This window comes from Ruegeria sp. H9, assembly GCF_056532915.1.
Genome location: NZ_JBQFNX010000005.1, coordinates 35,893 through 62,798 on the forward strand (window position 1 = coordinate 35,893; position 26,906 = coordinate 62,798).

Genomic DNA, 26,906 nt, shown 5'->3' on the forward strand with positions numbered 1-26,906 from the left:
TTATTCCTCCTTGAGTGGGCGACCCAGCAGGGCCTGAATCGCGTCGGTGACACTGTAGGCACCGCTGCTGAGTTTCGCCACCGTTGCGCTGATGGGCATGTCTAACCCTTCGCTCGCTGCGATTTCGGACATGGCCTGCGCAGTGGCGACACCTTCGACGGTTGTCGTGGTGTCAAATGGCTTGTTTAGACCCAAACAAAGGCCAAAACGATAGTTTCGCGACAATTCGGATGAGCAGGTCAGCACCAGATCACCCAGCCCCGATAGCCCCATCAGCGTATCGGGCCGTGCCCCGCGCAAAGCGGCAAAGCGCTGCATCTCAGAAAATCCGCGTGTGATCAACGCAGCGCGGGCGCTGTCGCCAAGCCCGGCACCAATGGCCGCGCCGCAACCAATAGCCATCACATTCTTCAACGCTCCACCTAGCTCTGCCCCGACGGTATCGGCGGTACGATAAAGACGCAGATTGGCAGTTGTCAGCTCTTGCTGAAGCGCTTCACCCAGTTCTGCATCATCACAAGCCAGCGTCAACGCCGTAGGCAAACCGCGCGCGATATCATCGGCAAAGCTGGGGCCAGTCAGCAAGGCCGGAAGTGCGTCCGGAACGGTTTGACGGATGACTGCAACGGGACCCAGCCCCGTGGAAAGTTCGATCCCCTTGCAACAAGCCACCAAAACCTTGCCACTCAGTTCGTCGGAACATCGCGTCAACGCATCGCGCAGCTTTTGCATTGGGACGGCCAGTAACAACACATCGGATTGCGCCGCTTGTTCTAATTCAGCTGTCACTGAAACACTGGCGGGCAGTGTAACGCCAGGCAATCGTCGCGGGTTCTCGCGCCCGTGCTGCATCTGCGCTGCTTGCTCGGCATCTCGTGACCAGAGAGTTACAGGCCCATTGCCCGCCAAAGATATCGCCAGAGCGGTTCCAAATGCGCCAGAACCAAGGACGGTCACGCTCATGCCTTGGCCCCCTTTTTGCCGCTACCCAGCATTGCAGGGCTGGTTTGATCCAAGGGCCAGCGGGGCCGCGCCGTCAGGTCCAACCCATCTCGTGCACCGGTGCGGAATCGTTCCATACCCGCATAGGCGATCATTGCGGCATTATCAGTGCACAAAGCCAGCGGAGGGGCAGTAAATCGGGCGCCCATTTCCGCAGAAACAGTCTCTAATGCTGAGCGAATAGCGGAATTTGCTGCGACACCTCCGGCAACGGCAATAACCGGTTCTGACGGTGATGTCTCAAGATACTGGGCAATCGCGCGGCGGGTTTTCTCAGCCAAGGTATCAACAATAGCCTGCTGAAAACCGGCACACAGATCAGCGCGATCTTGTCGGGTCAGCCCCCCTTTTTCGGCTACGACCTTATCCCGCATCCGCATCAGCGCGGTCTTGAGCCCCGAAAAAGACAGGTCACATCCTGGACGATCCAGCAGCGGCCGAGGAAAGCGGAAACGTTTGGGATCGCCCGTACGGGCCTCGGCCTCGACCGAGGGGCCGCCGGGCTGGGGCAGACCCAGCAGACGGGCGGTCTTATCAAAGGCTTCGCCGGGGGCATCATCTATCGTACCGCCCAGTCGGGTGAATTGTTCGGGCCCATGAGCAATCAGGTATTGGCAGTGACCACCCGACACCAGCAGCATCAGGTAGGGAAAGGCAATCCCGTCGGTCAGGCGTGGCGTCAGCGCGTGCCCGGCCAGATGGTTCACCCCGATCAGCGGCAGCCCGGTCGCCGCACTCAGGCCCTTTGCGCACATCACGCCGGACATTACGCCGCCAATCAAGCCGGGTCCGGCAGTGACCGCGATCGCGTCCAGATCATCTAAGCCAATTTCGGCCTTTGTTAGAGCCTGTTTGACGCAAATATCCAGCTTCTCGGCATGCGCGCGCGCCGCGATCTCGGGCACAACACCACCATAGGCGCTGTGCAACTCAGTCTGGCCATGCACCACGGATGACAGGATCTCGGCCCCTACGCCTGTGCCCTGCCGCACAACGGCGGCTGCGGTATCGTCGCAGCTGCTTTCCAGTCCAAGGACGGTAAGTGTTTGCACCATAGGCCTGATCCGTTGCATCATGATTGCCAAGCGGGGTATCACCCCGCGCGGATGCAAACAATCCCAAGGCCGAAGGCGCCGACCGTTGTATTTGTTGATGACCCGCCCTCGCGCCGCCTCGGACAGGTTCGTTGCGCAACTGCCGGACCACATTCGGTCGCAAGTCGCGGTTATCCATTCACCCTTGTTAAAGATCGAACCGCTGGGTGTCATGGTTGAGTCCGATGATTCTGCTGGACTGATCTTTTCCTCGGCAAATGGCGTGAACGCCGCCGCCCTATTGAATGTGGAACGCAGCCTGCCCGCCTATTGCGTTGGTCCGGTGACCACGCAGGCAGCGCAGGCAGCAGGGTGGGAAGCGCAGATGCTGGGTGCGACGGCCGAAGGGCTGGTGGCCAATCTGCTGAAACTCAAGCCAAACAGCCCGCTGTTACATCTGCGCGGAGAACACAGCCGTGGCAACGTGGCCGCGCGTTTGACTGAATCCGGGCTGACCACCCGAGAACAGCCGATTTATCGACAGCAACTTCTGCCGCTGAGTGATGAGGCTTCCCACGCCGCCGAGAGTGATCAGCCCATCATCGCCCCGCTATTTTCGCCCCGCACAGCGCGACAATTTGCCGATGTCTGGGCCGGATCCGCGCCTCTGTGGCTGGCCGCGATCAGCGAAGCCACAGCGGAACCCCTTAAAACACTGAGTTTCGAGCGGCTGAAGATCGCGGATGAACCGACCCCGGACAAAATGCAGAAAGCCGTGAAAAAACTCGTGAAACACGTGATGCGGGTTGAGAGCGCGCCGGGTGCAGATTAACTTGGGTTAGTCTGTTGTTCATGTGTTTTGGGAATCGATAAGGGGATTAACGCGGTGGCTGATAAGAAGAAACCCGATCAGGAACCGGTCGAAGACCCCAGCGTCGAAGAGTTGGTAGAAGCCGCCGAGACCGAAAGTGATGCAGTCTCGGATGAGAAATACGTTGACGCGGATAACGCTGCGGACGAATTGACTTCCGAAGCCGAAGCCGAAGCCGAAGCCGAAGCCGAAGCCGAAGCCGAAGCCGAAGCCGAAGCCGAAGCCGAAGCCGAAGCCGAAGCCGAAGCCGCTTCTGAGCTTGTCGAAGAAGTTGCACCTGCAGAAGAGAAGGTAATCGAACGCACCGTCGAAAAGCGTGGTGGGTTTGTCCCGGCGCTGTTGGGCGGCGTTATAGCAGCCGGAATCGGGTTTGCCGTGGGCAGTGGCGGGTTTTTGTCTGGTGGGGCAGATAGCTCGGACGCGATTTCCGCGCTTGAGAAGAAGTTGGCGGAACAATCCGATCAGATTGCGCAACTGACCAAATCTCTGGCTGACGGGCCGGATGTCTCGGGCCTGTCGGATCAGATCAAGGCTTTGTCAGACAAGCTATCGCCGGTCGAAAGTGATCTGGGTGCGGTGAAGACCAGTGTCGAAGGCCTGACCGGTAAGGTCGACCCGTTGGAGGAACGCCTGACCGCGCTTGAGAAACAACCGCTTGAGGCAAATGTTTCGCCCGAGGCGACCGCCGCGTTCGAGGCAGAGTTGAAGAAACTGCAGGATTCCCTGGCCGCTCAGCGCAGCGAAGTGGAAAAGATGGTTTCAGACGCGCAGGCGCTTGAGGCGAAGGCCTCAGCCGAGGCCCTCGCAGCGACCAACGCTGCAATCCTGTCGCGTCTGCATGGCCAATTGGATGCCGGTCAGCCCTATAAAGAACTGGTTGCTGAGTTGAAAGCTGGGGGTGTCGACGTGCCGGATGCTTTGGCTGCGTCAGCGACGGACGGGGTTGAGACCCTCTCAGCCTTGCGCGCGTCGTTTGCCCCTGCGGCGCGCTCGGCGCTTGCCGATGCACGCGATGCCAACAAAGGCACCGGCTTGGTTGCGTTTCTGCAGCGCCAAACCGGCGCGCGGTCGGTGACCCCGCAAGAGGGCGACGATCCGGACGCGGTCCTGTCGCGTGCTCAGGCAGCGTTGGCAGATGGTGATGTCTCAAAGGCGCTGACCGAATTGAAATCCCTGCCCGAAGCGGCACAAACCGCATTGGCGGATTGGGAGCAGGCGGCGCAGACACGGGCCTCTGCCGTCGAGGCCGCAAATACGCTTGCTTCAAGCCTGAACTCGAACTGAAGGACCTGCCATGCTGTGGTCATTGTTAAAGATCCTTGTTTTTGTTGCGATTATCGGCCTGCTGGCCATGGGTGCTGGGTTCTTGATGGAATCATCCGGCGGCGTGCAGATCACCGTCGCAGGCACCGAATACACACTGGGCCCGCTGCAATCAGTGATCGCGCTGGGCGTGCTGGTGTTTGCGGTCTGGTTGTTCTTCAAGCTGCTTACGCTGCTGATCGCCACGCTGAAATTCCTAAACGGTGATGAAACCGCCCTTTCACGGTATTTCGATCGCAGTCGGGAAAAGCGGGGATATCAGGCTCTGGCGGACGGGTTGATGGCGCTGGCCTCGGGTGAGGGGCGCGTGGCAATGACCAAGGCGAACAAGGCCGAGAAGCTGCTGAACAATCCGGAACTGACCAATTTGCTGGTGGCGCAGGCAGCCGAGATGACCGGTGATACCAAGAAAGCGTCCGAGACTTACAAGAAGCTGGTCACCAACAACGCCACGCGATTTGTCGGTGTGCGCGGGATCATGAAGCAAAAGCTGGCCGAAGGCGATGATGAAACCGCGCGCAAGCTGGCCGAGAAGGCTCTGGCCCTCAAACCCCGGCATGAAGAAACGCAGGATGTGCTGTTGAACCTGCAGACCAAGGCGCAGGATTGGGCCGGTGCGCGGTCCACGTTGACCTCGAAGCTGAAGGCCGGGTATTTGCCGCGCGACGTGTTCAAACGGCGCGACGCAGTCCTGGCTTTGTCCGAGGCCAAAGTGCTGCTGGACGACACGGCGACGGTCGAACAGCAGGAACATGCGATTGAGGCAAACCGCCTTTCACCCGATCTTGTCCCGGCAGCCGCCATGGCCGCGCGCGCCTATATCGAAAAGGGCAAACCGCGTGCAGCAACCAAGATTCTGAAAAAGGCGTGGGAAGTGCAACCTCACCCCGATCTGGCCCATGCCTTTGCCGAGATTGTGCCAGACGAAACACCTGAACAGCGGATCAAGCGGTTCACCGCTTTGACCCGCATTCATTCAGAGAATATGGAAACACGCCTGATTTTGGCCGAGCTGAACATCGTAGCCGAAGACTTCCCCGAAGCGCGACGCGCGCTGGGTGATGTTGTCGAAAAGCAGGGGGATGCACGGGCCTACACGCTGATGGCTGCGATTGAACGGGGCGAGGGCGCCTCGGACGCGGTGGTTCAGGGTTGGCTGGCCAAGGCGCTGAACGCACCGCGCGGGCCGCAATGGGTATGCACCAATTGCCACGACATTCAGCCTGAATGGGGACCGGTGTGCCAGAACTGCGGTAGCTTCGATACGCTCAGCTGGCAGACGCCTCAGACGCCCGAGATTGCTAGTGCGACGGGTGTGCACATGCTGCCTCTGATCGTTGGCGCGCTTGAGGATCAATCAGAGGCTGAAGAGGCAGAGGAACCTGAAGAAAGTGCTGAAGAGTCAATTGAAGAGCCGGTCGAAGAGGACGTGATCGAGGGAAAGGCCGAGCCGGTCTCGGAGGAAGTCGCGCGACAGACCTAACGCGCGGTCTCGGCGTTGAAAGCGTCGTTCCGCAGCTTAAACAACCCGGCCCACCGATTTTGATCAAGGACGACCAAAGCCATTATGTGCTATCGGCTGTCGTCGGCGACACCGGCACACAAGACGACTAAACCGATCCCGGCGGGTTCTGCACGTCCAGATAACGCTCGGCCGGAATCCTCACGAGACCTTTGATCCCCAAGGCAGTACGATCCGCGTCATCCAACTGCGCAATTGCCCGTTCAACCGCTGTAAAAATCGCTTGCTGATCGTTACCCTCCGCAGTGATCAATGGCAGGCTAGGGGTCGGGTCCGTCCACTCCAACACCCGCAGAGATGCGGCAAACTCTTCATACTCAGCCATCAATCGCCAAGAAACCGCATCAAGGGCGGCGATATCTGCGTGACCTTCCGCAACGGCATGCGCCGACTTCAGGTGACCTTCGGTTTGCACACGGTGCTTGAACCAGAAGCCATGCGGCTCAAGATGCCAATAAGGCGCGGCGTAGCCAGATTGCGAAAATGTCTGGTTGTAAGCGAACACCGCTTCCCGAAACGCCATCAGATTTGTGCGTGGATCATCGGCGCGCACGACCAGAGCACTGCGGTAATAGCCGGGCGGGCACCCGTCTAGACCATAGTCTGGCGTGCCAACCAACGCGACCTTATCGTGTAGCCATGTCCGGTACGGCATGCCGCAAGTCTGGCTCAGCACCAGTTCCGGGTGCTGCCAGACCGAAAATTCCTCGGCGTCCTGCGACAGATGCTCAGGGCTCTCGATCCCGGCGCGGTTCAGATTGTCACGGATGAGGTTCCAGTATCGCAGATGTGCCTCATCAAGCTGAGGGCGGGCATACATCATCAGGCTTGCGATCATTGCATCTGCCCGAACAGTTCATACAGCTCTATCGTGGTTTTCACGCCGACCTTTTGCTGTATGCGCCCGCGATGAATTTCTACTGTGCGGGGGCTGATACCCAAGGCAGTTGCGATCTCTTTGCTCGACGTGCGCGCGGGGTGGGTCAGAATATGTTGCAAGACCTGCTCCTCGCGGTCGGTCAAAAGTCTGCGCTTGTCCGCAAGCATCTGACGTCGCGATTTCTCGGCGCGCAGACGGTCGCCTATTTCAAACGCGGCCTGTATCCGTTCGATCAGCACCTGCAGGTCAAAGGGTTTTTCCAGAAAATCAATTGCACCCGCCTTGGTGGCCCGCACGGATTCCGGAATGCCGCCATGACCCGAGATGAAAATGACCGGTATGGTCGACTCGCGCCGGTTCAGATGTTCCTGCAATTCCAGCCCGTCCATCCCGGGCATGCCATAGTCCAGGATCAGGCAACCTTTTGCATCCTCATGCACCTGATTCAGAAATGTCTGCGCATCGGCAAAATGCTCGACCCTTAGTCCGCGTTTGCTGAGCGACCGAGATAAGGCGACGCGCACATCTTCATCGTCATCGACGATATAAACGACCAGCGGCTCAAAGGTCATGCGTGATCCTCCTTGGGCTGATCGCGGCGCTGCAGGGTGAAACAGAAGCGCGCCCCGGACGTCTCAGTAGGCTCGTACCAAATGGCTCCGTCATTGGCTTTGACGATGGTCCGACAAATGGACAGGCCCAGCCCCATCCCGTCGGTCTTCTGGGTGTCAAACGAGTTGAACAAGGTGACACCATCGCTAATCCCGGGCCCGTTATCCTCAACCCGCACCTCGACCAGTTCATCGCTAGTCTTTGTAGTGATGGTGATTTTACCCTTGCCATCCGGATCCAGGGCCAAGGCGTCGATCGCGTTGCGCAACAGGTTAACCAGAACCTGAGCGATCTGCGTCCGGTTTCCGATGACAAGAGGAAGGTCGGTTTCTTCATAAAGCAGCTTGATCTCGTGTAACTTCGCCTCGGCGTCCATCAGGCTGACGGTTTGCCGGATCAACCCGTTCAGTTCAAACGGAGTCTGACGTCCGCGATCCTTACGCACCACATCACGCAGGGCGCGGATGATGTCGCCCGCACGGCGCGACTGGCGGTCGATATCCGAAAGGATTTCTATAACCTCAGGATCGGGATCGCCGATTTCATCCAGCGTGATCTTCGCGGCGTCGACATTATAGGAAATCGCGCTTAGCGGTTGGTTCAGCTCATGCGCCAGCCCCGAGGCCATCTCGCCCATCAGGTTGACCCGTGCGACATGGGACAAATCGCGGCTGAGGCGGCTTACTTCATCCTCGGCCTGCTTTCGATCGCTGACGTTGTCGATAATGGCAACCGCATGATCAGGGGTCCCGCTTTCATCGCGGATGAGGATGGCATTGACCCGCAACCAGATGGGGGATCCGTCTTTTCGGATAAACTGGTTCTCGGCGATGAACTCGGAATCCTGCAGCAGGGTTTCGCGGAACTTGACCGCGATCTGCTGTTCGTCTTCCGGCAGGATGTCGGCCAGCGTCATCCTCTCCAATTCATCCGGCTGATATCCCATGATATCGCACAGCTGTTCGTTGGTCCGCAGAAACCGCCCCGTTTCGGGCGAGATCTGCGCCATCCCGCGCGAGGCCAGATCGAAGGTGCGGCCATAGGCGGTTTCGAACCGTTGCCGTTGTCGAACTTCCTGTGTCAGAGCCGCACCGGTATCTTCCAGCTCGCGATAGGGGCTGTGCAGGCCTTCTTCGGTGGTGATCTCTCCGCTGCGCAATTGCTGGCTCTGGCTGGCAAAGGTGCGCACAGGGGCATAGATCCGGTCGGCCATGGCCAAACCAATTGCGCCCGTCAGAATGGCAATGGCAAGCGCGATCCAGACGCCTTGCGTCCGGTTCTTCTTGATCTCGCCAATAAAGTTGTCCTCGGCCGCATAAAGCCCGATCAACCAACGCAGCCCCGGCTCGGACACCTCGATAAGCATCGCCACATAGTCCTGACCGTTCAGCTGGAAATCGGTATGAACCGGTCCTTCCGTGTCGCTCAGACCGGTTTGCACGACATCTCCGAACGCCTTTTGCGCGATGGGGTCTGCGATTTGGTCCACACGCGTCAGCTCGGGCGCTTCCATATGTGCTTCCTGCCGGATCAGCACCAGCGTTGGATGCGCCAGCACCGCGCCATTTTCGTTCAGAACCAGCGCGGCACCGCGTCGTTCCGACCAGATGTCCAGCAGGAACCCCGACAGGGCGTCGATCTGGATATCGACACCCAAAATGGCACGGATAGCTCCGGTATCGTCCAATATGGGGACACTATAAGTGATCCCCGGCTGGCGCGTGGTGAAGAAGATATAAGGCTCTGTCCAGATCGGTGCTTTGGCTTCGGTCACCATTCTGAACCAGGGCCGGGTGCGCGCTTCATAGGTGTCAGTCTGGGTAGTGGCCGTTTCCAGCAATGTGAACTGATCGTTGCGCCATTGGAAATCGGCGGGATGTTCCGCGGTGCCGGGCAGGAATGGCGGAACGAACTTGGTGCGATAACGTCCGGGCTCTTCCGCGCGCATGACATAGACAAACCTGCCCGTCGCATCGGCCAGATACATCCCTGCGAGTTGAGGCGCGACCTGTAGCTGCTGAAAAAAATGGCTTTCCAATACGCCAGGATCGCTGATATCCAGTACGTCATTTTCAGCAAGTCGCCGAGTTGCATCCAAGGCCTGCCGGGCGGGGTTCAGAAAACTTTTGACTTGGCCGATGACATTGACACTGACTTCGTTCAGCGATGTTCGGGATTGCCGCAACAGCGCGTTCTCCGAGCTGACAAAGGTCGACAGGATCACCGAAAGGATGGCGATGAACTGCAGCCCACCCAAACACAGCGCAAGCGTGGCGCGCAGCGATCTTCGCCTGCGGGCTGGCTCAGTGTGGTCCTGGCGTATTTCTTGTTGCCCTGCGTAGTTCAATTCTTGTCCAAACGACCTTCTGCACGGGTCGGTATCACAGTCACAGAATGTGATCAGTTACCCTCTTTCCCCTATATCTGAATCCAAGCCTATACGTAATCTACCGTATAGACACCTGCTGTTTGGTTTCGCTTTCCTCTTTATCATCGGGGGGCCTGATTCCAGTGCGATTTTTTCTGTTGTGTTCTGAAAGGTTTCAGGCACCCCACAGATCAAAAAAGACTGACAACAGGAGTGTCAAAGTGTTCAAGAAAACCTCAATCACCGCATTTGCCGCGGCGGCCCTGATGGCACCAGCGGCATATGCTGAAGAATTTATCACGATCGGAACTGGCGGCGTTACGGGTGTCTATTACCCGACGGGTGGCGCGATCTGCCGTCTGGTCAACAAGGGCCGGAAAGAGCACGGCGTCCGGTGTTCGGTGGAGTCGACTGGGGGGTCGGTTTACAACATCAACACCATTCGCGAAGGCGAGCTTGAGTTTGGGGTGGCACAGTCGGACTGGCAGTACCACGCATTCAACGGCAGCTCGAAATTCGAAGAAGCCGGCCCGTTTGAGAACCTGCGTGCCGTGTTCTCGGTACACCCAGAGCCGTTCACGGTTGTGGCGCGTGCCGACGCGGGTATCTCGAATTTCGAAGACCTGAAGGGTAAGCGCGTCAACATCGGCAACCCCGGTTCCGGTCAGCGCGGCACCATGGAAGTGCTGCTGGGCGAAATGGGTTGGACCACCGATGATTTCGAACTGGCGACCGAGCTGAAAGCGGCTGAACAATCCGCTGCTCTGTGTGACAACCAGATCGATGCGATGGTTTACACCGTGGGTCACCCTTCGGGTTCGATCCAGGAAGCAACCACCGCCTGTGACTCGGTTCTGGTGAACGTCAGCGGCGACGCGGTTGACAAGCTGGTTGGTGACAACTCCTTCTACCGTACCGCAACCATCCCAGGTGGCATGTACCGCGGTTCGGATGGTGACACCTCGACATTTGGTGTTGGTGCAACCTTCGTGACTTCGGCTGACGTGTCGGAAGACGCGGTTTACGCGGTTGTCAGCTCGGTCTTCGAAAACTTCGATGACTTCAAAAAGCTGCACCCGGCATTTGCCAACCTGAAACCGGAAGAAATGATTGCGGATGGCCTGTCGGCACCGCTGCATCCGGGCGCTGAGAAGTACTACAAAGAAAAAGGCTGGATTCAGTAACCAGACCTGACACGGGGCGCCTTTCGGGGCGCCCCGATTCATATCCGGGCTAAACCGGAGACAAGACGGCCGTAAAAACCAAGGCCGAAGGACAGGGAGATACCAACATGAGTTCCGACACACAGGGCAATCGCCCTCTTTCCGAAGAAGAGCTTCAGGAACTGGTTGCCTCATCAGATGCAGGCGCGCGTGATCCGGCGGGAAATGTCGGGCTGTTTCTGGCGATCGTTGCGGTTTTGTGGTCGGTGTTTCAGGTCGTTCTGGCCTCTCCCCTATCGAATTATCTGCTGCCGGGCAGTGTAGTGAACAACTCACGCCAGATTCATCTGGCCTTTGCGATGTTCCTGGCCTTTTCGGCCTATCCGGCACTGAAATCCAGCCCGCGGAACTACATCCCGATTCAGGATTGGATCATGGGGATCGTGGGCGCATTTCTGGCCCTCTATGGCTATTTCTTCTACCAAAAGATCGTCGATGCGGGCGGTCTCGCAGACGATACGGACAAGTGGTTTGCTCTTGTTGGCCTGCTGTTGTTGTTCGAGGCGGCGCGTCGCGCGCTTGGCCCGGCAATGGCGATCATCGCCACGATCTTTCTGGCCTACGTATTCTTCGGTTCCTCCGAGTGGGTGCCCGAGGTGATCCGATGGAAAGGCGCCAGCCTGCAAAAGGCGATGAGCCATATGTGGATCACGTCCGAAGGCGTCTTTGGCATCGCGCTGGGCGTTTCAACCAAGTTCGTCTTCCTCTTCGTGCTGTTCGGCGCGCTGCTCGATAAGGCGGGCGCGGGCAACTACTTTATCAAGATGGCCTTTGGCGCGCTGGGGCACCTGCGCGGTGGCCCGGCCAAAGCGGCTGTTGTTGGTTCTGCGGCGACCGGCCTGATCTCGGGCTCGTCCATTGCGAACGTTGTCACGACCGGCACCTTCACTATCCCACTGATGAAGCGTGTGGGCTTTTCCAGCGAACAAGCGGGCTCGGTTGAGGTCGCTTCATCCGTGAACGGCCAGATCATGCCACCGGTGATGGGCGCTGCTGCCTTCCTGATGGTGGAATATGTAGGCATCTCATACGTTGAGGTGATCACCCACGCCTTCCTGCCCGCTGCGATTTCTTACATCGCGCTCGTCTACATTGTACACCTTGAAGCGGTGAAGCGGAACATGCCGACGCTGGGCGACCGCGTCGTTTCGATGGGGCGCACAATCGGTGGAATGGCGCTGTTCTTCGTGGGCTTTGCCGGGCTGTGCTATGGCATCCAGTACCCGATCAAAGCGATTGTCGCGCTCATGCCCGATGCGTCGGGTCTGGTCCTGTCGGCGCTGATCGTTTTGGCCTATCTGATCCTGCTTTGGCTGGCTTCCGGAGTAGAGGACTTGGTGCCTGACGATCCTAATGCCAAAGAGGTTGAACTGCCGGTAATTGCCGAAATCTACAAGGCCGGTCTGCATTACCTGCTACCGATCATCGTGCTGGTCTACTTCCTGATGATCGAACAGAAATCACCGGGCTTGTCGGCCTTTTGGGCGACCTCGCTGCTGTTTGTGATCCTGCTGACGCAGAAACCGCTCAAGTCGATCTTCCGGGGTGAAAGTGACACAGCGAATGCCTTCAAGGCCGGTGTTGTTGATCTGTGGAATGGTCTGATCGACGGCGCGCGCAACATGATTGGTATCGCGCTGGCGACCGCCACCGCGGGTGTGATCGTGGGCACCGTAACGCTGACCGGTGTGGGTCAGGTGATGGCTGACCTGGTCGAGTTCCTGTCGGGTGGCAACCTGATCGCCATGCTGGCGCTGGTCGGTCTTCTCAGCCTGATCCTCGGAATGGGCCTGCCGACCACGGCGAACTACATCGTCGTCAGCTCACTGATGGCGGGTGTGGTTGTCGAACTGGGCGCGCAGGATGGGCTGATCGTGCCGCTCATCGCGGTGCACCTGTTCGTCTTCTACTTCGGTATCATGGCCGATGTGACACCGCCGGTTGGTCTGGCGAGCTTTGCAGCCGCCGCCGTTTCTGGTGGGGATGCGATTAAGACCGGTTTCACCGCCTTCTTCTACAGCTTGCGCACCGTGGCACTGCCTTTCGTGTTCATCTTCAACACTGACCTGTTGCTGATCGATGTGGGCTGGGTACAGGGCATCTTGGTGGCCGTCTCTGCGACCATCGCGATCCTGATCTTCACTGCCGGCACCATGGGCTGGTTCCTGACCAAGAACCGCATCTATGAAAGCGTCGCGCTAATCCTGATCGCCTTTGCGCTGTTCCGTCCGGATTTCTTCATGAACCGCATCGCACCGCCCTTTGCGCAGATCGAACCGGCACAGCTGACGCAGGCCGTGGGTGAGGCCGCACCGGGCAGCACCATGCGGATCGAGGTCGCAGGCCCGGACTTTGACACCGGCAATATGACCGAAACCACCGTGGTTCTGGACATTCCGGAAGGGGCCGACGGCACAGCGCGTGTCGACGCCCTAGGGCTGATGACGCTGGAAGAGGATGGTCTGGTCAAGCTCGACGAGCCGATGTTCGGTACGCCGGTCGCGGATGAGCTGGACATGTTCGACTATTATGCTGACGATGCCGTTCGCATCACCAGCATTCAGGCCCCGCAAAGCCAGCCCGCGAAAGAGCTGATCTTTATCCCGGCGCTGATCCTGTTGGGTCTTGTCGCCTTCCTCCAGCGCGGCCGCGCCGCAAAACAGGGAGAACCCGCATGACCCAAGCAATTCTGTGCGCCGTGGATATCAGCAATGGCGATCTTGATGTTGCCGTCCTTGAACGGGCGGCGGCGCTGGCCGAAATGGATGGCGCGCGGCTGGATGTCGTGACCGTGACACCCGACTATGGCGAAGGTTTCGTCAGCAGTTTTTTTGAGCCCCACCACCACGAAAAGGTGATTGAAGAGGCTCATGAAAAGCTGGTCGCCCTCTGCGCTGCCACGCTGGGGGAAGAGCGCAATGCCAAGGTCCGTCATGTGGTGGCAACTGGCAGCGCCTATCAGGAGATCCTCAAAACCGCGGAAGGCGCGGGCTCGGACTTGATCGTGATCGGCGCGCATAAGCCTGACTTGAAAGACTATTTGCTCGGTCCGAATGCGGCGCGGGTCGTGAGGCATTCGCACACGTCAGTATATGTTGTGCGGTAAATCGATCGGATTTAAGCTGAGAATCTGCCATTTGAAGTTTGTTACTCAGTAGCCAATCTCGCAGATCCTTACCGGGAGATTTCTATGATGAAGACATTCATGAAAACCGGCGCCGTTCTGGCGTTGGGTGTTGTCGCTTGCGCGGCCAATGCGCAGGACCCTGCGCCGGAATATGGCTATGGTTGGGAGGACAAAAACTCGGTGACTGGCACCGAGTTCATGGTCTCGGCCGCCAATCCCATTGCTGCCAAAGCCGGATATGATGTGCTGGCCGCAGGTGGCACAGCCGCAGATGCGATGATTGCCGTGCAGCTGATGCTCAATCTGGTTGAACCGCAATCATCGGGCATCGGCGGTGGTGCGTTCATGCTGTATTGGGATGCGTCGGCTAAAACTCTGACCACCTTTGATGCGCGTGAAAAAGCCCCTGCGAAAGCCACGCCTGAACGGTTTCTGTTACCGGACGGTGAAAAGATGCCGTGGCCCGAAGCTGTTGTAGGCGGACAATCTGTTGGCGTTCCGGGCATTCTGCGCCTGATGGAAGTGACCCATAACCTCTATGGCAAGAAAGACTGGGCCTCGCTGTTCCAGTCTACCATCGATCAGGCCGAGCAGGGGTTTGAGGTTTCGCCCCGCATGGCAAACTCGATCCAAAGCACGATTGAACGTGAGCGCTCAGTCGGTGTGTTCCCGGCGGGCAAAGCGTATTTCTTCAACGAAGATGACACGCCGCTGCAGGCTGGAACCTTACTACGGAACCCCGAGTTTGCCGAAACCCTGCGCATTCTGGCCGATCAGGGTGCAGGCGCCTTCTATAGCGGCCCCATCGCCGAAGATATCGTGGCGGCAGTGGATGCCACATCCAAGGTGGAAAACAACATCACGCTTGAAGATCTGGCCGACTACCGCGTCAAAATCCGCCCCGCCGTCTGCGCCGATTATCGCGGCTACGATGTCTGCGGAATGGGTCCGCCAACCTCCGGCGGCCTGACCGTGGGCCAGATTCTGGGGATCCTCAGCAACTTCGACCTCGAAGGCACCGGTTGGAACGCCGAGATGGCGCATCTCTATGCCGAGGCCGCCAAGCTGGCCTATGCCGACCGCGCGCTTTACATGGCCGACGGCGATTTTATCGATGTACCGGTCAAGGGTCTGCTGGACGCGGACTATCTAAAGCTGCGCTCGGAGATGATCGACCCTGCTGCAGCCAGCGAGAAGCGTCAGGCAGGTGAGCCGCCACGTGATCACACCGCCCTGTTTGCGCCCTCGCAAAACCCGGGTCGTCCCGGCACCAGCCATATCGTGATCCGAGATCAGTACGGCAACGCGCTGTCGATGACGACCACTATTGAGACCGCCTTTGGCAGCCGGGTTTTTGTGCGGGGTTTCCTGCTGAACAACGAACTCACCGATTTCGACCGCGCACCAAAGGATGGCGACCGTCTGGTGGCCAACCGCGTTGAGGGTGGCAAACGCCCGCGCAGCTCGATGTCACCAACCATCGTGATGAAGGATGGTGAGCCCTATCTGCTGATCGGCTCACCCGGTGGTAGCCGCATCATCAACTATGTGGCCAAAACGATCATTGCGATCCTGGATTGGGAAATGGACCCGCAGGATGCCATCGAAACGGGGCATTTCGTGCACCGCAACGGGTCGTCGATGGATCTGGAGCAGGGAACATCCGCTGCCGAATTCGCAGATGCCCTGACCGCCAAAGGCCATGAGGTGAAAGAGGTCGATCTCAACAGCGGGTTGCACGCCATCCTGATCAAGGACGGGCAGTTGATCGGCGCTGCTGATCCGCGTCGCGAAGGCGTGGCTTTGGGCCAATAAACATGAACTGGAAAAGGGCTGCTGGACAATTGTAGCACGCAGCCCTTTTCCCTTGCTTTATCAGCGTACTCGTCCGATAGGGCGATATGTTCAAAAGCCGCGCGATAACCTTTATCCTGATCACGCTGATGATTGATGCCATCGGTATTGGCATCGTGTTCCCGATCATGCCCGATCTGATGGAACGTGTTGGTGCAGGCGATACCGGGCAGGGTGCCTTTTGGGGCGGGCTGCTGATGGCAGCCTATGCCGGGGCGCTGTTCCTGTGCGGACCTATCGTGGGTAGCATTTCGGATGCGGTTGGCCGCAGGCCGATCCTGATCGCAGCGCTGACCATGTTGGCGCTGGATTATGTGATCATGGCGCTGGCCGAAACATTCTGGCTGCTTCTTCTGGGGCGAACGCTCGCGGGGCTTGCGGGGGCGACCTATATTACCGCAACGGCTTACATCGCTGACATATCCTCACCGACTGAGAAGGCGGCGAATTTCGGTCTGATCGGGGCGGCCTTCGGGATTGGGTTTGTGCTTGGCCCAGCCATCGGCGGCATCGCTGCCGGGATCAGTATCACTGCGCCGTTCTGGATTGCCGCGGTTTTGTCCGCCGCCAACGCCTTGTTCGGAGTATTCGTCCTGCCCGAAAGCCTGAAACCAGAAAAGCGCCGCCCCTTTGGCAAGCGTGACCTGAACCCGTTCAAATCGATTTTTGACGCCTTCCGCTTTCCGGGGCTGGCAGTGCCGCTGCTGTGCATTTTCATCTTTGAATTTGCCAACATGGTCTACCCCACCCTCTGGGCCTTCTGGATACGAGAGGTGTTTGGCTGGTCCACGCTGTATATCGGCCTGTCGCTGGCCGCATACGGCGTGCTGTTGGCCTTCGTCCAAGCCGGACTGATGCCGGTCTTCATTCGCTGGATCGGCGATTACCGAACCCTGCTGCTGGGGATGGTATCGGCATTGGTCGGAATGATCGGCTTTGGGTTTACCGTAACGGTTACGGCCCTTGTCATCTTTATTCTGCTTGCCGCGCTGTCCGACCTCGTGCCTGCCTTGATCACGGCTATGGCCTCGAACCAGGCGGACGAAGACCGGCAGGGCGTGGTGCAGGGAGTCATCGCGTCACTGTCTTCTGTCGCTGCGGTTCTGTCGCCTTTGGTGATGACCGGCATCTTTCAGGCGTCGGTCGATGGCGAAGGCACTTATCTGCCCGGCGCACCGTTCTTTTTCTCGGCGGCTCTGGTCTTGGTGATGATGCCGTTGGTGTTCCGTCTGCGCGGGCACGCATCGGTCTGAAACGAAAAACGCACCCGCAGCGGACTGCGAGTGCGTTGAATTTTCAAGGCACGAGGCGCTTACTGAATTTCACCCATGCAGAGATATTTCATCTCAAGGAAATCCTCGATCCCGTATTTCGAGCCCTCACGGCCTAGACCGGATTGTTTGACACCGCCGAACGGGGCGACTTCGGTCGAGATCAGGCCAGTGTTGATGCCCACCATGCCCGATTCCAGCGCCTCGGCCACACGCCAGACGCGCGCCAGATCGCGGCTGTAGAAATACGAGGCCAGGCCGAACTCGCTGTCATTGGCCATGCTGACGACGTCGTCTTCTTCCTCGAATTTGAACAGCGGAGCGACGGGGCCGAAGGTTTCGTCCTTTGCCACAACCATGTCGCGGGTTACGCCAGTCAGAACGGTGGGTTCAAAGAATGTCCCACCCAGATCCGAACGTTTACCGCCCAATGTGACCGTTGCACCTTTGGATACCGCGTCCGAGATGTGTTCCTCGACCTTGGCGACCGCCGCGTCGTTGATCAGCGGGCCTGTGGTGACACCATCGCCAAAACCGTCGCCAATGTTCAGCGTTTTGGTCTTTTCGGCCAGCTTGGCAGCGAATTCATCATAGACGCCCGCCTGAACATAGATGCGGTTAGCGCAGACACAGGTCTGACCGTTGTTGCGGAACTTGGCGATCATCGCGCCATCTACGGCAGCATCCACATCGGCGTCGTCGAAGACTATGAACGGCGCATTACCACCCAACTCCAACGACATCTTCTTGATGGTACCTGCGGCTTGACGCATCAGGATCTGACCCACCCGAGTCGATCCGGTAAAGGTGATCTTGGCAACCTTGTCGTTGGTGCAAAGCTCATTACCGACGCCTGAGCTGTCGGTGCCCGGGATCACGTTGAACACGCCCGCTGGTATACCCGCACGTTCACCCAAAACCGCCATCGCCGTCGCCGACAGCGGCGTCAGCGTCGCTGGGCGCGCCACAAAGGTACAGCCCACGGCCAGCGCTGGGCCAACTTTGCGCGCGATCATTGCGTTCGGGAAATTCCAAGGCGTGATTGATCCCACTACGCCCACGGGCTGCTTCAGCACCACGATGCGCTTGTCGCGCTGGTGGCCGGGGATGACGTCGCCGTATACACGCTTGGCCTCTTCCGAGAACCACTCGATAAAGGACGCGCCATATAGGATTTCACCGCGCGCCTCGGGCCAGGGTTTACCCATCTCGGCGGTCAGGATGGTCGCCAGATCGTCTGCGTTTTCGACCATCAGGTCGAACCATTTGCGCAGAATGGCGGCGCGTTCCTTGCCAGTCTGAGCAGCCCATTCCTTTTTCGCAGCGTAAGCTGCATCGATGGTCTGTGTTGTGCCTTCGATGCTGACATCTGTCACATTGGCGATCAGATCACCAGTTGCAGGGTTGTAGACAGGGAACGTTGCCTCACCTTCGACCCATTCACCGTTGATATAGGCGCGGGGTTCCAGAAGGCTGGGATCTTTCAGCTCCAGCTTGGTCACTTTGGTATCCAGCATGTTCAGGCTCCTTTGGCAGCGTCGATCGAGGCTTCGAGGATATCCATGGCCTCGGCGAAGATTTCGTCCTGTACCGTCAACGGCGCGAGGAAACGAATTACGTTCCCATATACGCCACATGTCAGCAGGATCAATCCACGCTTCAATGCCTCGACCCGTATGGCGTTTGCCATATCGGGGTTCGGGGCGCTGCCGTCTGTGGTGTTGAACTCGGCCGCAACCATGAGGCCCGGACCACGAATATCTACGATCTCGGGCGTGCGGGAACGGATCGATTCCAGACGCTGTTTCAAGCGCGAGCCCAGCTCATTGGCGCGCGTGCACAGGTCTTCTTCTTCGATCACATCCATCACAGCATGGGCGGCGGCGATCCCCAGCGGGTTGCCGCCATAGGTTCCGCCCAAACCACCCGGGTGCGCGGCGTCCATCAGCTCGGCACGACCGGTGACGGCGGCCAGCGGCAGACCACCGGCCAGACCTTTGGCCATAGTGGTGATATCAGCAGAGACGTCATAAGCGTCCATCGCGAACAGGTTGCCGGTGCGGGCAAAGCCGGTCTGTACCTCATCGGCAATCAGAACGATGCCATGTTCGTCGCAAAGCGCGCGCAGACCACGCATCAACTCAGCCGGAGCGGGGTAGAAGCCACCTTCGCCCTGAACCGGTTCGATGATGATCGCGGCCACCCGGCCCGGATCAAGATCGGCCTTGAACAGTTTAGTCAAAGCACCCAGCGAATCTTCGGTCGAGGTGCCATGCAGATCGATCGGGAACGGGACGTGATAGGTATCGGGCATCATCGCGCCGAAGCCCGCTTTATAGGGCTGAACCTTGCCGGTCAGCGACATGCCCATGAAGGTGCGGCCGTGAAAAGCGCCGCCAAAGGCCACTACAGCCGGGCGGCCAGTGGCAGCACGCGCGATCTTGACGGCATTCTCGACCGCCTCGGCACCTGTAGTGACAAAGACGGTTTTCTTGGTGAAGTCGCCAGGCACCTTCTCGTTCAGGCGCTCGGCCAGACGGATGTAATTCTCATAAGGCAGAACCTGATGGCAGGTATGGGTGAAGTTCGCGGCCTGTTTCTGAACAGCCTCCATCACCTTGGGGTGGCAATGCCCGGTGTTCACAACGGCGATGCCTGCGGCGAAATCAATATAGCGTTTGCCTTCGACATCCCAGACCTCGGAATTCACGGCACGGTCCACATAGACTTGCGTTTGCATCCCCACGCCCTGCGCGATCGAGGTATTCCGGCGTTCAGCAATCTGAGCGTTCAGCATCTTGCGTCCTTTCCCGTTTCCGGGCGCGGTGCCCGTATGTTTGACTGCGCGACTGTAGTATCTGCGCCTGCAAGCGAAAGCCTGTTTCTTGTGATTCATAAGCCATTGATTTACCGTCCCGGCAGGATCAAGTGTTGCGGATACTGAACATGAAGAACACCAGCCAAGAGGATTTGACCCTCGGATTGCGCCTGCGAACCTTGCGAGAGCGTGCAGGCTTATCTCAGCGGGCGCTGGCCAAGAAGTCGGATGTGCCGAACTCAACCATCTCACTGATCGAGTCGGGCAAGATGAATCCATCGGTTGGTGCGTTACGGCGTATTCTGCAAGGCATACCGATTGGCATGTCCGATTTCTTTTCCTTCGAAATCGAACCTGAGCAGACCGTGTTTTACGCCTCAGAAGAACTTACTGAGATCGGAAAGGGTGGGCTGTCTCTGCGGCAGGTAGGATCAAACCTGCATGGTCGCGCGATGATGATCTTGCAGGAAACTTACGAGCTAGGGGCTGACACCGGTCGCGTGATGTACGGGCATGAGGCGGAAGAGGGCGGTATTGTCATTTCGGGTCGGGTGGAGGTGACCGTGGGTGATAAGCGCAAGGTACTGGGACCAGGCGATGCTTATTATTTCGACAGTCGCACCCCGCACCGGTTCAGGCAGGTCGGCCCCGAAGTTTGCCGGGTCATCAGCGCCTGCACTCCGCCTACATTCTAAGCATCACGGCAGAAATTTCAGCACTATGCATCATAGTGTTGCAGTATCTCCTGGTTTGATCCACAGTATGATGCATAGTGCGGGAAATTCCTGCAGATAATCCAGGGTGTCCGCCGCCCAATTCAGAGAGTACCGGAATGAAAAAGAAACCTGCCACTCTGCCACGTGGCTATCGCACCTGCACCGCATCGCTTGCCGTCGCCGACGTCGATGCCGCGCTAACTTTCTACGAAAGCGCCTTTGATGCGAAGATACAGGCCTATGACGCGGATGAGGCCCCCGGCTTTGCCTCGATCAAGATCGGCAACTCGATGCTGTTTGTCACCGCCGGATGGGGTGCGCACGGCCCCGCCATTCCGGGCACAGTCACTCCGATTGGGCATCATATGTATGTCGAAGATGTGGACACTGCCCTTGCAGCCGCGTTGGAAAGCGGTGCCAGCCTGATCGCTGAGGCGGCGGACACCTATTGGGGCGAACGCTGCGCCACGATTGCCGATCCGTTCGGTCATGTCTGGACGTTGGCGACCCGCGTCGAAAACCTGAAGCCAGCGGATATCAGTGAACGGCGCAAAGCGCTGCTGGACGCGGCGCAGATCGAGGCTGCATGAACGACGCCCCCCTTCCCACATTCACGATCCGTCAAAACGATCTGGCCATTCTCGCGGCTGAGGGTCGCATCGGCGACTATCCGGTCGCCGTTCGCACGGCGCGTGAGGTGATCAGCGGTGGCTTTGCCAACCACTCGGCGCATCCCAATACCTGGACTGTATACTTTCTGGTCGATGGCCAATGGGCGCTGGTCGAATCCACGCGCGGGCTGCGGCGGGAGTGGTCCAGCCTTGATCGGCTTGAGAAATGGCTGCGCAGTTGCGGATTCCGGTTCTTCTGGGTTCGCAACGACATCGATTTTGTGGAACCGCAGGCAGAAGATACCGCCGAGGAAGCCGCAGTATGAAGGCAGTCGCCTCGGAAAACCATAGCCTGAGGACAGCAGGCTTGCGTGACCACACGGTTTTATGTTCCGATGAAGAACGCCGGATCAAATCGGCGGTCGCAATCGGCAAGAAAATGAGAAGAAACGAAAAATGACCCCTTTTGCGATAACCGGAATCCAGATGCATGTCGGTGCGTTGCAGTCGAATGTCGACGCGATGCTGCACCGGATCGACATTATGATGGCACGGTTCCCCTGGACCCAGATGGCCCTGTTCAGCGAACTGGCGCCTCATGGTCCGCTCGACCGGTTTGCCCAGCCCTTTCACAATGACGACCTGTCGCGCTTTCAGGATGCCGCTCGGCGTTATGGGATCTGGCTGATCCCCGGATCGATGTTCGAAAAGCACGAAGATGGACGGATTTTCAACACCTCGGTGGTGATCAACCCCGAAGGTGAGATCGTCTCAAAATACTCCAAGATGTTCCCGTTCAAGCCTTATGAACAGAACATAGCATCGGGTACCGAATTCTGCATCTTTGATGTGCCGGATGTGGGCCGGTTTGGCCTGTCGATCTGCTACGATATCTGGTTCCCCGAAACCACCCGCCACCTGACCAGCCAAGGGGTCGAGGTTCTTCTGCACCCGGTTCTGACCGGCACAACCGACCGCGAGGCCGAGCTGTCGATCGCCAAGGCGACCGCTGCGCAGTTCCAATGCTACGTGTTTGACGTGAACGGGCTGGCCGCTGGGGGCGTGGGCCGCTCACTGGTCGTTGATCCCTCGGCCACCGTGCTGCACCAGTCTGCGGGACAGGAGGATATCTTCCCTATCGAGATCGATCTTGATCAGGTCCGCCGCCAACGCGAGGTCGGACTGAAAGGTCTGGGGCAGGTTCTCAAAAGCTTCCGCGACCGCGAGGCGGAGTTCCCGGTCTATGACCGTTCCAGCGGGGCGGATGCCTATCTGCACACGCTCGGCCCGCTGCGCATTCCGCAGAAAGGCGACGTTGCGGGCGTCGCTGCATCCGACCCCAGAACGGCGCTGGGATATACTGAAGACGCCGCGACCAAGCCCGACAATCTGTATCTCTACAAAGGACGTTCTGGCACAGACTGATACCGGCCCAGCTTTTCGGTATCGGCAGAAAGGAAAAATTTCATGCACGGCATTTCCGATAGCGAAAAGCTCCACACCATCTCGGACTACTACAGCGCCTCGCAACTGAGGGCAGACCGATGGAGCGCGCTGCGGGAAACGGCCGAGTCCCTGGATCAGGGCGGTAACGAAAAAGATCGGGACCGGGCACGGCAGTTGCTGCAGGCGCTGGCCCCGATCGAGATGTATTTCGCTTTTCCGGGCGGATCGGCGTTCGACTATCTGCGTCGTTTGCTGGACCATGGTAACTTTGGCGATTTCTCAACCGCCGTGCGCCGGGTGTCGCGGGCGCTGACCTCAGGGGCCTATCGTCGCCGCTCGATCCCGTTGATCGCGGATGAGACCGAGGTTGATGAGTTTGAGGACGAGTCCACCCAAAGCCATGAAGCCCGCGCGCTGGGCCGCCCATATTTCGAGGTGATGATCGTTGACAAGGTCAACGAACATCAGGAACGGTTCCTGCAAACCAGCCTGCAACGGATGCGCCGCAGCGAAGATCCGTTTATCTATGAAACCGTTGTCGTTCCCAGTGTCGAGGATGCGCTGATCGGGGTTCTGTTCAACCAGAATGTACAGGCGGTCATTGTTCGCCCGGGCCTTAGCCTGAAGTCCAAGAACGAAACCAATGTTTTGGGCCGCTATATCAGCCTCTATGGCGAGGGCGCCGATCTTGATGCGCTGTCCCCTTCGGAATACGGCCCTGAAACCTGCCGCAGGATCGGCATGCTGCGCCCCGAGCTGGACGCTTATCTAATCACCGACCGTTCGGCGGAAGATATTGCCGGTCTCGATCTGGGCCTGTGCCGGCGGGTCTTCTACAATCAGGAAGACTTTCTGGAATTACACCTGAACATCCTGCGCGGGGTGCAGCGGCGCTATAAGACACCGTTCTTCACGGCGCTCAAGGAATACTCAAAACAGCCCACGGGCGTGTTCCACGCGATGCCGATCAGCCGGGGTAAATCGATTAGTCGCAGCCACTGGATTCAGGACATGGGGGCGTTCTACGGATCAAATATCTTCATGGCGGAAACTTCGGCCACGTCTGGCGGGCTGGATTCGCTGCTGGAGCCGAAGGGCCCGATCAAAGAGGCGCAGGAAGCCGCAGCCCGCGCATTCGGCTCTAAACAGACGTTTTTTGCCACGAATGGCACCTCGACCTGCAACAAGATCGTGGTGCAAGCTCTGGTCCGGCCCGGAGACATCGTGCTGATCGACCGCGACTGCCACAAATCGCACCATTACGGCATGGTGCTGGCGGGAGCGAGCGTGGTCTATATGGACAGCTATCCGCTGCATGATTACTCGATGTATGGCGCGGTACCGATCCGAGAGATCAAGCACAAGCTTTTGACCCTGAAGGCCGAAGGCAAGCTGGATCAGGTTCGTATGGTGCTGCTGACCAACTGCACATTCGACGGCATCGTCTACAACGTGCAGCGGGTGATGCAGGAATGTCTGGCGATCAAAAAGGACCTTGTGTTCCTGTGGGATGAGGCCTGGTTCGGTTACGCGCGCTTTGCCCCGAATTCGCGCGTACGTACCGCGATGCGATCGGCCAATATCCTGCGCGAACAATTCCGCACCCCTGAACATGCCGAGGCTTACGCCGCCCAACAGGAGGAACTAAAGGGCGCGGATGATGAAACACTGCTGAACACCCGCCTGATCGCGCCGCCCGATGCGCGTGTTAGGGTCTATGCCACGCAGTCGACGCATAAAACGCTGACTGCGCTGCGGCAGGGTTCGATGATCCATGTCAATGACCAGCAGTTCAAAGGTGCGGTCGAAGAGGCGTTTCACGAAGCCTATATGACCCACACCTCGACCTCGCCCAACTATCAGATCATCGCCTCATTGGATGTAGGACGCAGACAGGTCGAGATCGAAGGATACGAGTTCGTCCAGCGACAGGTCGAAAGCGCGATGGCAATCCGCCGGGCCGTGACGACCCATCCGCTGCTCAGGAAGTATTTCAAGCTGGTCACAGCGGGCGACATGATCCCCGAGCAATATCGCGAAAGCGGCATGACCAGCTATTTCGATCCCGATCAGGGCTGGGCCGATGTTTGGGATTGCTGGGCCAAGGACGAGTTTGTTCTGGATGCCACCCGGATCACCCTGCATGTGGGCGCGACCGGCTGGGATGGCGATACCTTCAAGACCAAGATCCTGATGGACAAATACGGGATCCAGATCAACAAGACCTCGCGCAATACCGTGTTGTTCATGACCAATATCGGCACCACACGCAGCTCGGTCGCCTATTTGATCGAGGTGCTGGTCGAGATCGCCAAGGAACTGGACGATCTGATGGACGACGCCTCGAAAATGGAAAAACGGGCCTTTGACAAGCGCGTCAGGAATCTGAGCGAACACGTCCCACCTCTGCCCGATTTTAGTCGGTTCCACGATGCGTTCCGCTGTGAGGCAGGTACCGAAGCTGGTGACATTCGCACGGCGTTTTTCCTGTCCTATGACGAAGACAATTGCGACTACGTCGAGCCCGACAAGGAGATGTTGGAACGGCTCGAAGCCGGGGAAGAGATGGTCTCGGCCACCTTCGTGATCCCCTATCCGCCGGGCTTTCCCATTTTGGTACCGGGGCAGGTGATCAGCCCTGAAATTCTCAAATTCATGCAGGAACTGGACGTCTCGGAAATCCATGGGTTCCGTGCCGATCTGGGCCTGCGCATTTTTACCGAAGACGCTTTGAAGTCAGTAAAGAACCCCTAAGGGGTCAGGGAGGACAACAATCATGCCAAAGAAGGTGCTGAAAAACATCTCGGAAATCCGCCGGTATTTCCATACCAACAAGGACCCGATCTATTTCGTATCGGCAACCAATTTCAACCTGTTGGGGCTGGATGAATGGGTGATGAACTTCACCTATATCTGCTACATGGATTGCTTTGACGGGCGACATCCGAACGTGTTTGTGCCTTCGGAAATGCCGCATGATGAGTTTCAGTCCATCGAAGACATCAACAATTATCTGCTGCAGCACAAAGAGGTCATCGACCTGGTCAAGCGGCGCGGTGGCAAGCCCAAGTTTGTCTTCCTGATGTTCGACGAGACGACCGAGAAGCTGGTCAAGGAGCTGGGCGGTCAGCTGTGGTTCCCCAAAGCCAAGCTGCGCACCAAATGTGACAACAAGATCGAAACTGTCCGTATCGGCAATAAGGCGGGTGTGCCTTCGGTGCCCAACACGCTGAGCGTTGTCAAAAGCTATGATCACCTGAAAAAGATCTGCGAAAAGGCCGGATTGGGGAATGATCTGGTGCTACAATCCGCCTTCGGCGACAGCGGCCATACGACGTTCTTCATCAAGTCCGAAGCTGATTTCAACAAGCACAAAGACGAGATCGTCGGCGAAGGCGAAATCAAGATCATGAAGCGGATCGACTGTCGCGGGGCGGCGATCGAGGCCTGTGCGACCTCGGAGGGTACCATCGTTGGCCCGCTGATGACTGAGCTTGTGGGCTTCAAGGAACTCACGCCCTATCGCGGCGGCTGGTGCGGGAATGAGATTTTCTCGACCGCTTTCCCACCTAAGGCCCGCGAACAGGCCCGGCAGCTGACGTTCCAGTTCGGTGAAGAACTGCGGAAATCCGGCTATCGCGGCTATTTCGAACTCGACTTCCTGATCGACAAGAAAACCGATGAGCTGTGGCTGGGTGAACTGAACCCCCGTATCACTGGCGCCAGCTCGATGACCAACCACGCGGCCTTTGCGCACGCTGATGCGCCACTGTTTCTGTTCCATCTGCTTGAGTTTTCAAAGAAGCCCTTCGCGCTGGATGTCGAGGAACTGAATGCCCGCTGGGCGGATCCGGACATGATCGACAGCTGGTCGCAAATGGTAATCAAACACACCGATGACAGTGTCGACCGGATCACGCAGGCCCCACAATCGGGCATCTACAAGATGCTGGAAGATGGCCGCGTTGTGTTCGACCGGTTCGACTATCACCGCCGCGCGGTGGGCGAGAACGAAGCGTTCTTCCTGCGTATTTCGAATGTCGGTGATTACCGCTATGAAGGCGCTGACCTCGGAATTCTGGTAACGCGTGGGCGGTCAATGACCAAGGGCTTCAAACTGACGGACAAATCGAAGAAGTGGATTCATGGGATCACTTCGGCTTATACGGCTGAACCGCTGCCCGCGGCACAGCCGATGGAAGACCCCGCCTTCAAAATTATGTAGAAA

Annotated in this window: 22 protein-coding genes; 15 read left to right on the plus strand and 7 right to left on the minus strand. The window is 58.2% G+C overall.

The features are described 5' to 3' along the window. Both ACR0CZ_RS17885 and tsaD read right to left on the minus strand, forming a co-directional pair. Positions 1-963 carry an NAD(P)H-dependent glycerol-3-phosphate dehydrogenase gene (locus ACR0CZ_RS17885; RefSeq protein ID WP_480537219.1) on the minus strand — a complete coding sequence of 321 codons (963 nt, stop codon included), beginning with the start codon at positions 961-963 and terminating at the stop codon, positions 1-3. Continuing rightward, on the minus strand, positions 960-2,057 hold the full coding sequence (gene tsaD, locus ACR0CZ_RS17890) for a tRNA (adenosine(37)-N6)-threonylcarbamoyltransferase complex transferase subunit TsaD (RefSeq protein WP_480537221.1): 1,098 nt from the start codon (positions 2,055-2,057) through the stop codon (positions 960-962). The genes ACR0CZ_RS17885 and tsaD overlap by 4 nt, the downstream gene beginning before the upstream one ends. A 97-nt stretch (positions 2,058-2,154) precedes the next feature. Here tsaD and ACR0CZ_RS17895 point away from each other — a divergent pair, with 97 nt between their 5' ends. Genes ACR0CZ_RS17895 through ACR0CZ_RS17905 form a run of 3 tightly spaced genes read left to right on the plus strand, consistent with a single transcriptional unit; the run spans position 2,155 to position 5,713 of the window. Next, complete coding sequence (locus ACR0CZ_RS17895; RefSeq protein ID WP_170636612.1) at positions 2,155-2,868, plus strand: uroporphyrinogen-III synthase; 714 nt, start codon at positions 2,155-2,157, stop codon at positions 2,866-2,868. A 54-nt stretch (positions 2,869-2,922) separates the two neighbouring features. Beyond that, complete coding sequence (locus tag ACR0CZ_RS17900; RefSeq protein ID WP_480537222.1) at positions 2,923-4,191, plus strand: COG4223 family protein; 1,269 nt, start codon at positions 2,923-2,925, stop codon at positions 4,189-4,191. 10 nt (positions 4,192-4,201) lie between these two features. Further along, entirely contained in the window at positions 4,202-5,713 is a 1,512-nt protein-coding gene (locus ACR0CZ_RS17905; protein WP_170397926.1) for a heme biosynthesis HemY N-terminal domain-containing protein, read from the plus strand. A 127-nt stretch (positions 5,714-5,840) separates the two neighbouring features. Here the strand turns inward: ACR0CZ_RS17905 and ACR0CZ_RS17910 are convergent, their stop codons facing one another. Genes ACR0CZ_RS17910 through ACR0CZ_RS17920 form a run of 3 tightly spaced genes read right to left on the minus strand, consistent with a single transcriptional unit; the run spans position 5,841 to position 9,591 of the window. Next, the gene (locus tag ACR0CZ_RS17910) at positions 5,841-6,590 is read right to left on the minus strand and encodes a PhnD/SsuA/transferrin family substrate-binding protein (RefSeq protein WP_170397929.1); all 750 of its coding nucleotides are present in this window, start codon (positions 6,588-6,590) and stop codon (positions 5,841-5,843) included. After that, a complete protein-coding gene (locus ACR0CZ_RS17915) occupies positions 6,587-7,204 on the minus strand; it encodes a response regulator transcription factor (protein ID WP_170397932.1) in 618 nt (205 codons plus the stop codon). Before ACR0CZ_RS17915 ends, ACR0CZ_RS17910 begins: the two co-directional genes overlap by 4 nt. After that, positions 7,201-9,591: an ATP-binding protein gene (locus tag ACR0CZ_RS17920; RefSeq protein ID WP_170397935.1), complete on the minus strand. Its 2,391-nt coding sequence runs from the start codon at positions 9,589-9,591 to the stop codon at positions 7,201-7,203. The genes ACR0CZ_RS17915 and ACR0CZ_RS17920 overlap by 4 nt, the downstream gene beginning before the upstream one ends. 242 nt (positions 9,592-9,833) lie before the next feature. On the opposite strand from ACR0CZ_RS17920, the gene ACR0CZ_RS17925 reads away from it, so the two are divergent. The 5 genes from ACR0CZ_RS17925 to ACR0CZ_RS17945 all read left to right on the plus strand — a co-directional run bounded on the left by ACR0CZ_RS17925 (position 9,834) and on the right by ACR0CZ_RS17945 (position 17,069). Further along, positions 9,834-10,796: a TAXI family TRAP transporter solute-binding subunit gene (locus tag ACR0CZ_RS17925; RefSeq protein WP_170397937.1), complete on the plus strand. Its 963-nt coding sequence runs from the start codon at positions 9,834-9,836 to the stop codon at positions 10,794-10,796. 107 nt (positions 10,797-10,903) lie between these two features. After that, the gene (locus ACR0CZ_RS17930) at positions 10,904-13,513 is read left to right on the plus strand and encodes a TRAP transporter permease (RefSeq protein ID WP_170397940.1); all 2,610 of its coding nucleotides are present in this window, start codon (positions 10,904-10,906) and stop codon (positions 13,511-13,513) included. Continuing rightward, complete coding sequence (locus ACR0CZ_RS17935) at positions 13,510-13,941, plus strand: universal stress protein (protein ID WP_170397943.1); 432 nt, start codon at positions 13,510-13,512, stop codon at positions 13,939-13,941. The genes ACR0CZ_RS17930 and ACR0CZ_RS17935 overlap by 4 nt, the downstream gene beginning before the upstream one ends. Positions 13,942-14,025: 84 nt before the next feature. Beyond that, positions 14,026-15,777: a gamma-glutamyltransferase gene (ggt, locus tag ACR0CZ_RS17940; RefSeq protein ID WP_170397947.1), complete on the plus strand. Its 1,752-nt coding sequence runs from the start codon at positions 14,026-14,028 to the stop codon at positions 15,775-15,777. Positions 15,778-15,863: 86 nt separating this feature from the next. Beyond that, positions 15,864-17,069 carry an MFS transporter gene (locus ACR0CZ_RS17945; RefSeq protein ID WP_170397950.1) on the plus strand — a complete coding sequence of 402 codons (1,206 nt, stop codon included), beginning with the start codon at positions 15,864-15,866 and terminating at the stop codon, positions 17,067-17,069. A 59-nt stretch (positions 17,070-17,128) separates the two neighbouring features. Here the strand turns inward: ACR0CZ_RS17945 and ACR0CZ_RS17950 are convergent, their stop codons facing one another. Both ACR0CZ_RS17950 and ACR0CZ_RS17955 read right to left on the minus strand, forming a co-directional pair. Continuing rightward, complete coding sequence (locus ACR0CZ_RS17950; protein WP_480503874.1) at positions 17,129-18,604, minus strand: NAD-dependent succinate-semialdehyde dehydrogenase; 1,476 nt, start codon at positions 18,602-18,604, stop codon at positions 17,129-17,131. A gap of 2 nt (positions 18,605-18,606) precedes the next feature. Continuing rightward, a complete protein-coding gene (locus ACR0CZ_RS17955) occupies positions 18,607-19,884 on the minus strand; it encodes a 4-aminobutyrate--2-oxoglutarate transaminase (RefSeq protein WP_170397954.1) in 1,278 nt (425 codons plus the stop codon). Between the two features lie 149 nt (positions 19,885-20,033). On the opposite strand from ACR0CZ_RS17955, the gene ACR0CZ_RS17960 reads away from it, so the two are divergent. From ACR0CZ_RS17960 to ACR0CZ_RS17990, 7 genes are all read left to right on the plus strand, one after another. Continuing rightward, the gene (locus ACR0CZ_RS17960) at positions 20,034-20,600 is read left to right on the plus strand and encodes a cupin domain-containing protein (protein WP_170425413.1); all 567 of its coding nucleotides are present in this window, start codon (positions 20,034-20,036) and stop codon (positions 20,598-20,600) included. Positions 20,601-20,737: 137 nt separating this feature from the next. Beyond that, positions 20,738-21,211 carry a VOC family protein gene (locus ACR0CZ_RS17965; protein ID WP_170407970.1) on the plus strand — a complete coding sequence of 158 codons (474 nt, stop codon included), beginning with the start codon at positions 20,738-20,740 and terminating at the stop codon, positions 21,209-21,211. Further along, complete coding sequence (locus ACR0CZ_RS17970) at positions 21,208-21,558, plus strand: hypothetical protein (protein ID WP_170397963.1); 351 nt, start codon at positions 21,208-21,210, stop codon at positions 21,556-21,558. Before ACR0CZ_RS17965 ends, ACR0CZ_RS17970 begins: the two co-directional genes overlap by 4 nt. Continuing rightward, on the plus strand, positions 21,555-21,692 hold the full coding sequence (locus tag ACR0CZ_RS17975; protein ID WP_170684571.1) for a hypothetical protein: 138 nt from the start codon (positions 21,555-21,557) through the stop codon (positions 21,690-21,692). The genes ACR0CZ_RS17970 and ACR0CZ_RS17975 overlap by 4 nt, the downstream gene beginning before the upstream one ends. Continuing rightward, the gene (locus tag ACR0CZ_RS17980) at positions 21,689-22,657 is read left to right on the plus strand and encodes a carbon-nitrogen hydrolase family protein (protein ID WP_480537225.1); all 969 of its coding nucleotides are present in this window, start codon (positions 21,689-21,691) and stop codon (positions 22,655-22,657) included. The genes ACR0CZ_RS17975 and ACR0CZ_RS17980 overlap by 4 nt, the downstream gene beginning before the upstream one ends. A gap of 42 nt (positions 22,658-22,699) precedes the next feature. Next, positions 22,700-25,432, plus strand: a complete 2,733-nt coding sequence (locus ACR0CZ_RS17985; protein WP_480537226.1) for an aminotransferase class I/II-fold pyridoxal phosphate-dependent enzyme — start codon at positions 22,700-22,702, stop codon at positions 25,430-25,432. 22 nt (positions 25,433-25,454) lie between these two features. Next, complete coding sequence (locus ACR0CZ_RS17990) at positions 25,455-26,903, plus strand: biotin carboxylase (RefSeq protein ID WP_170397974.1); 1,449 nt, start codon at positions 25,455-25,457, stop codon at positions 26,901-26,903. The last annotated feature ends 3 nt before the right edge of the window (positions 26,904-26,906 follow it).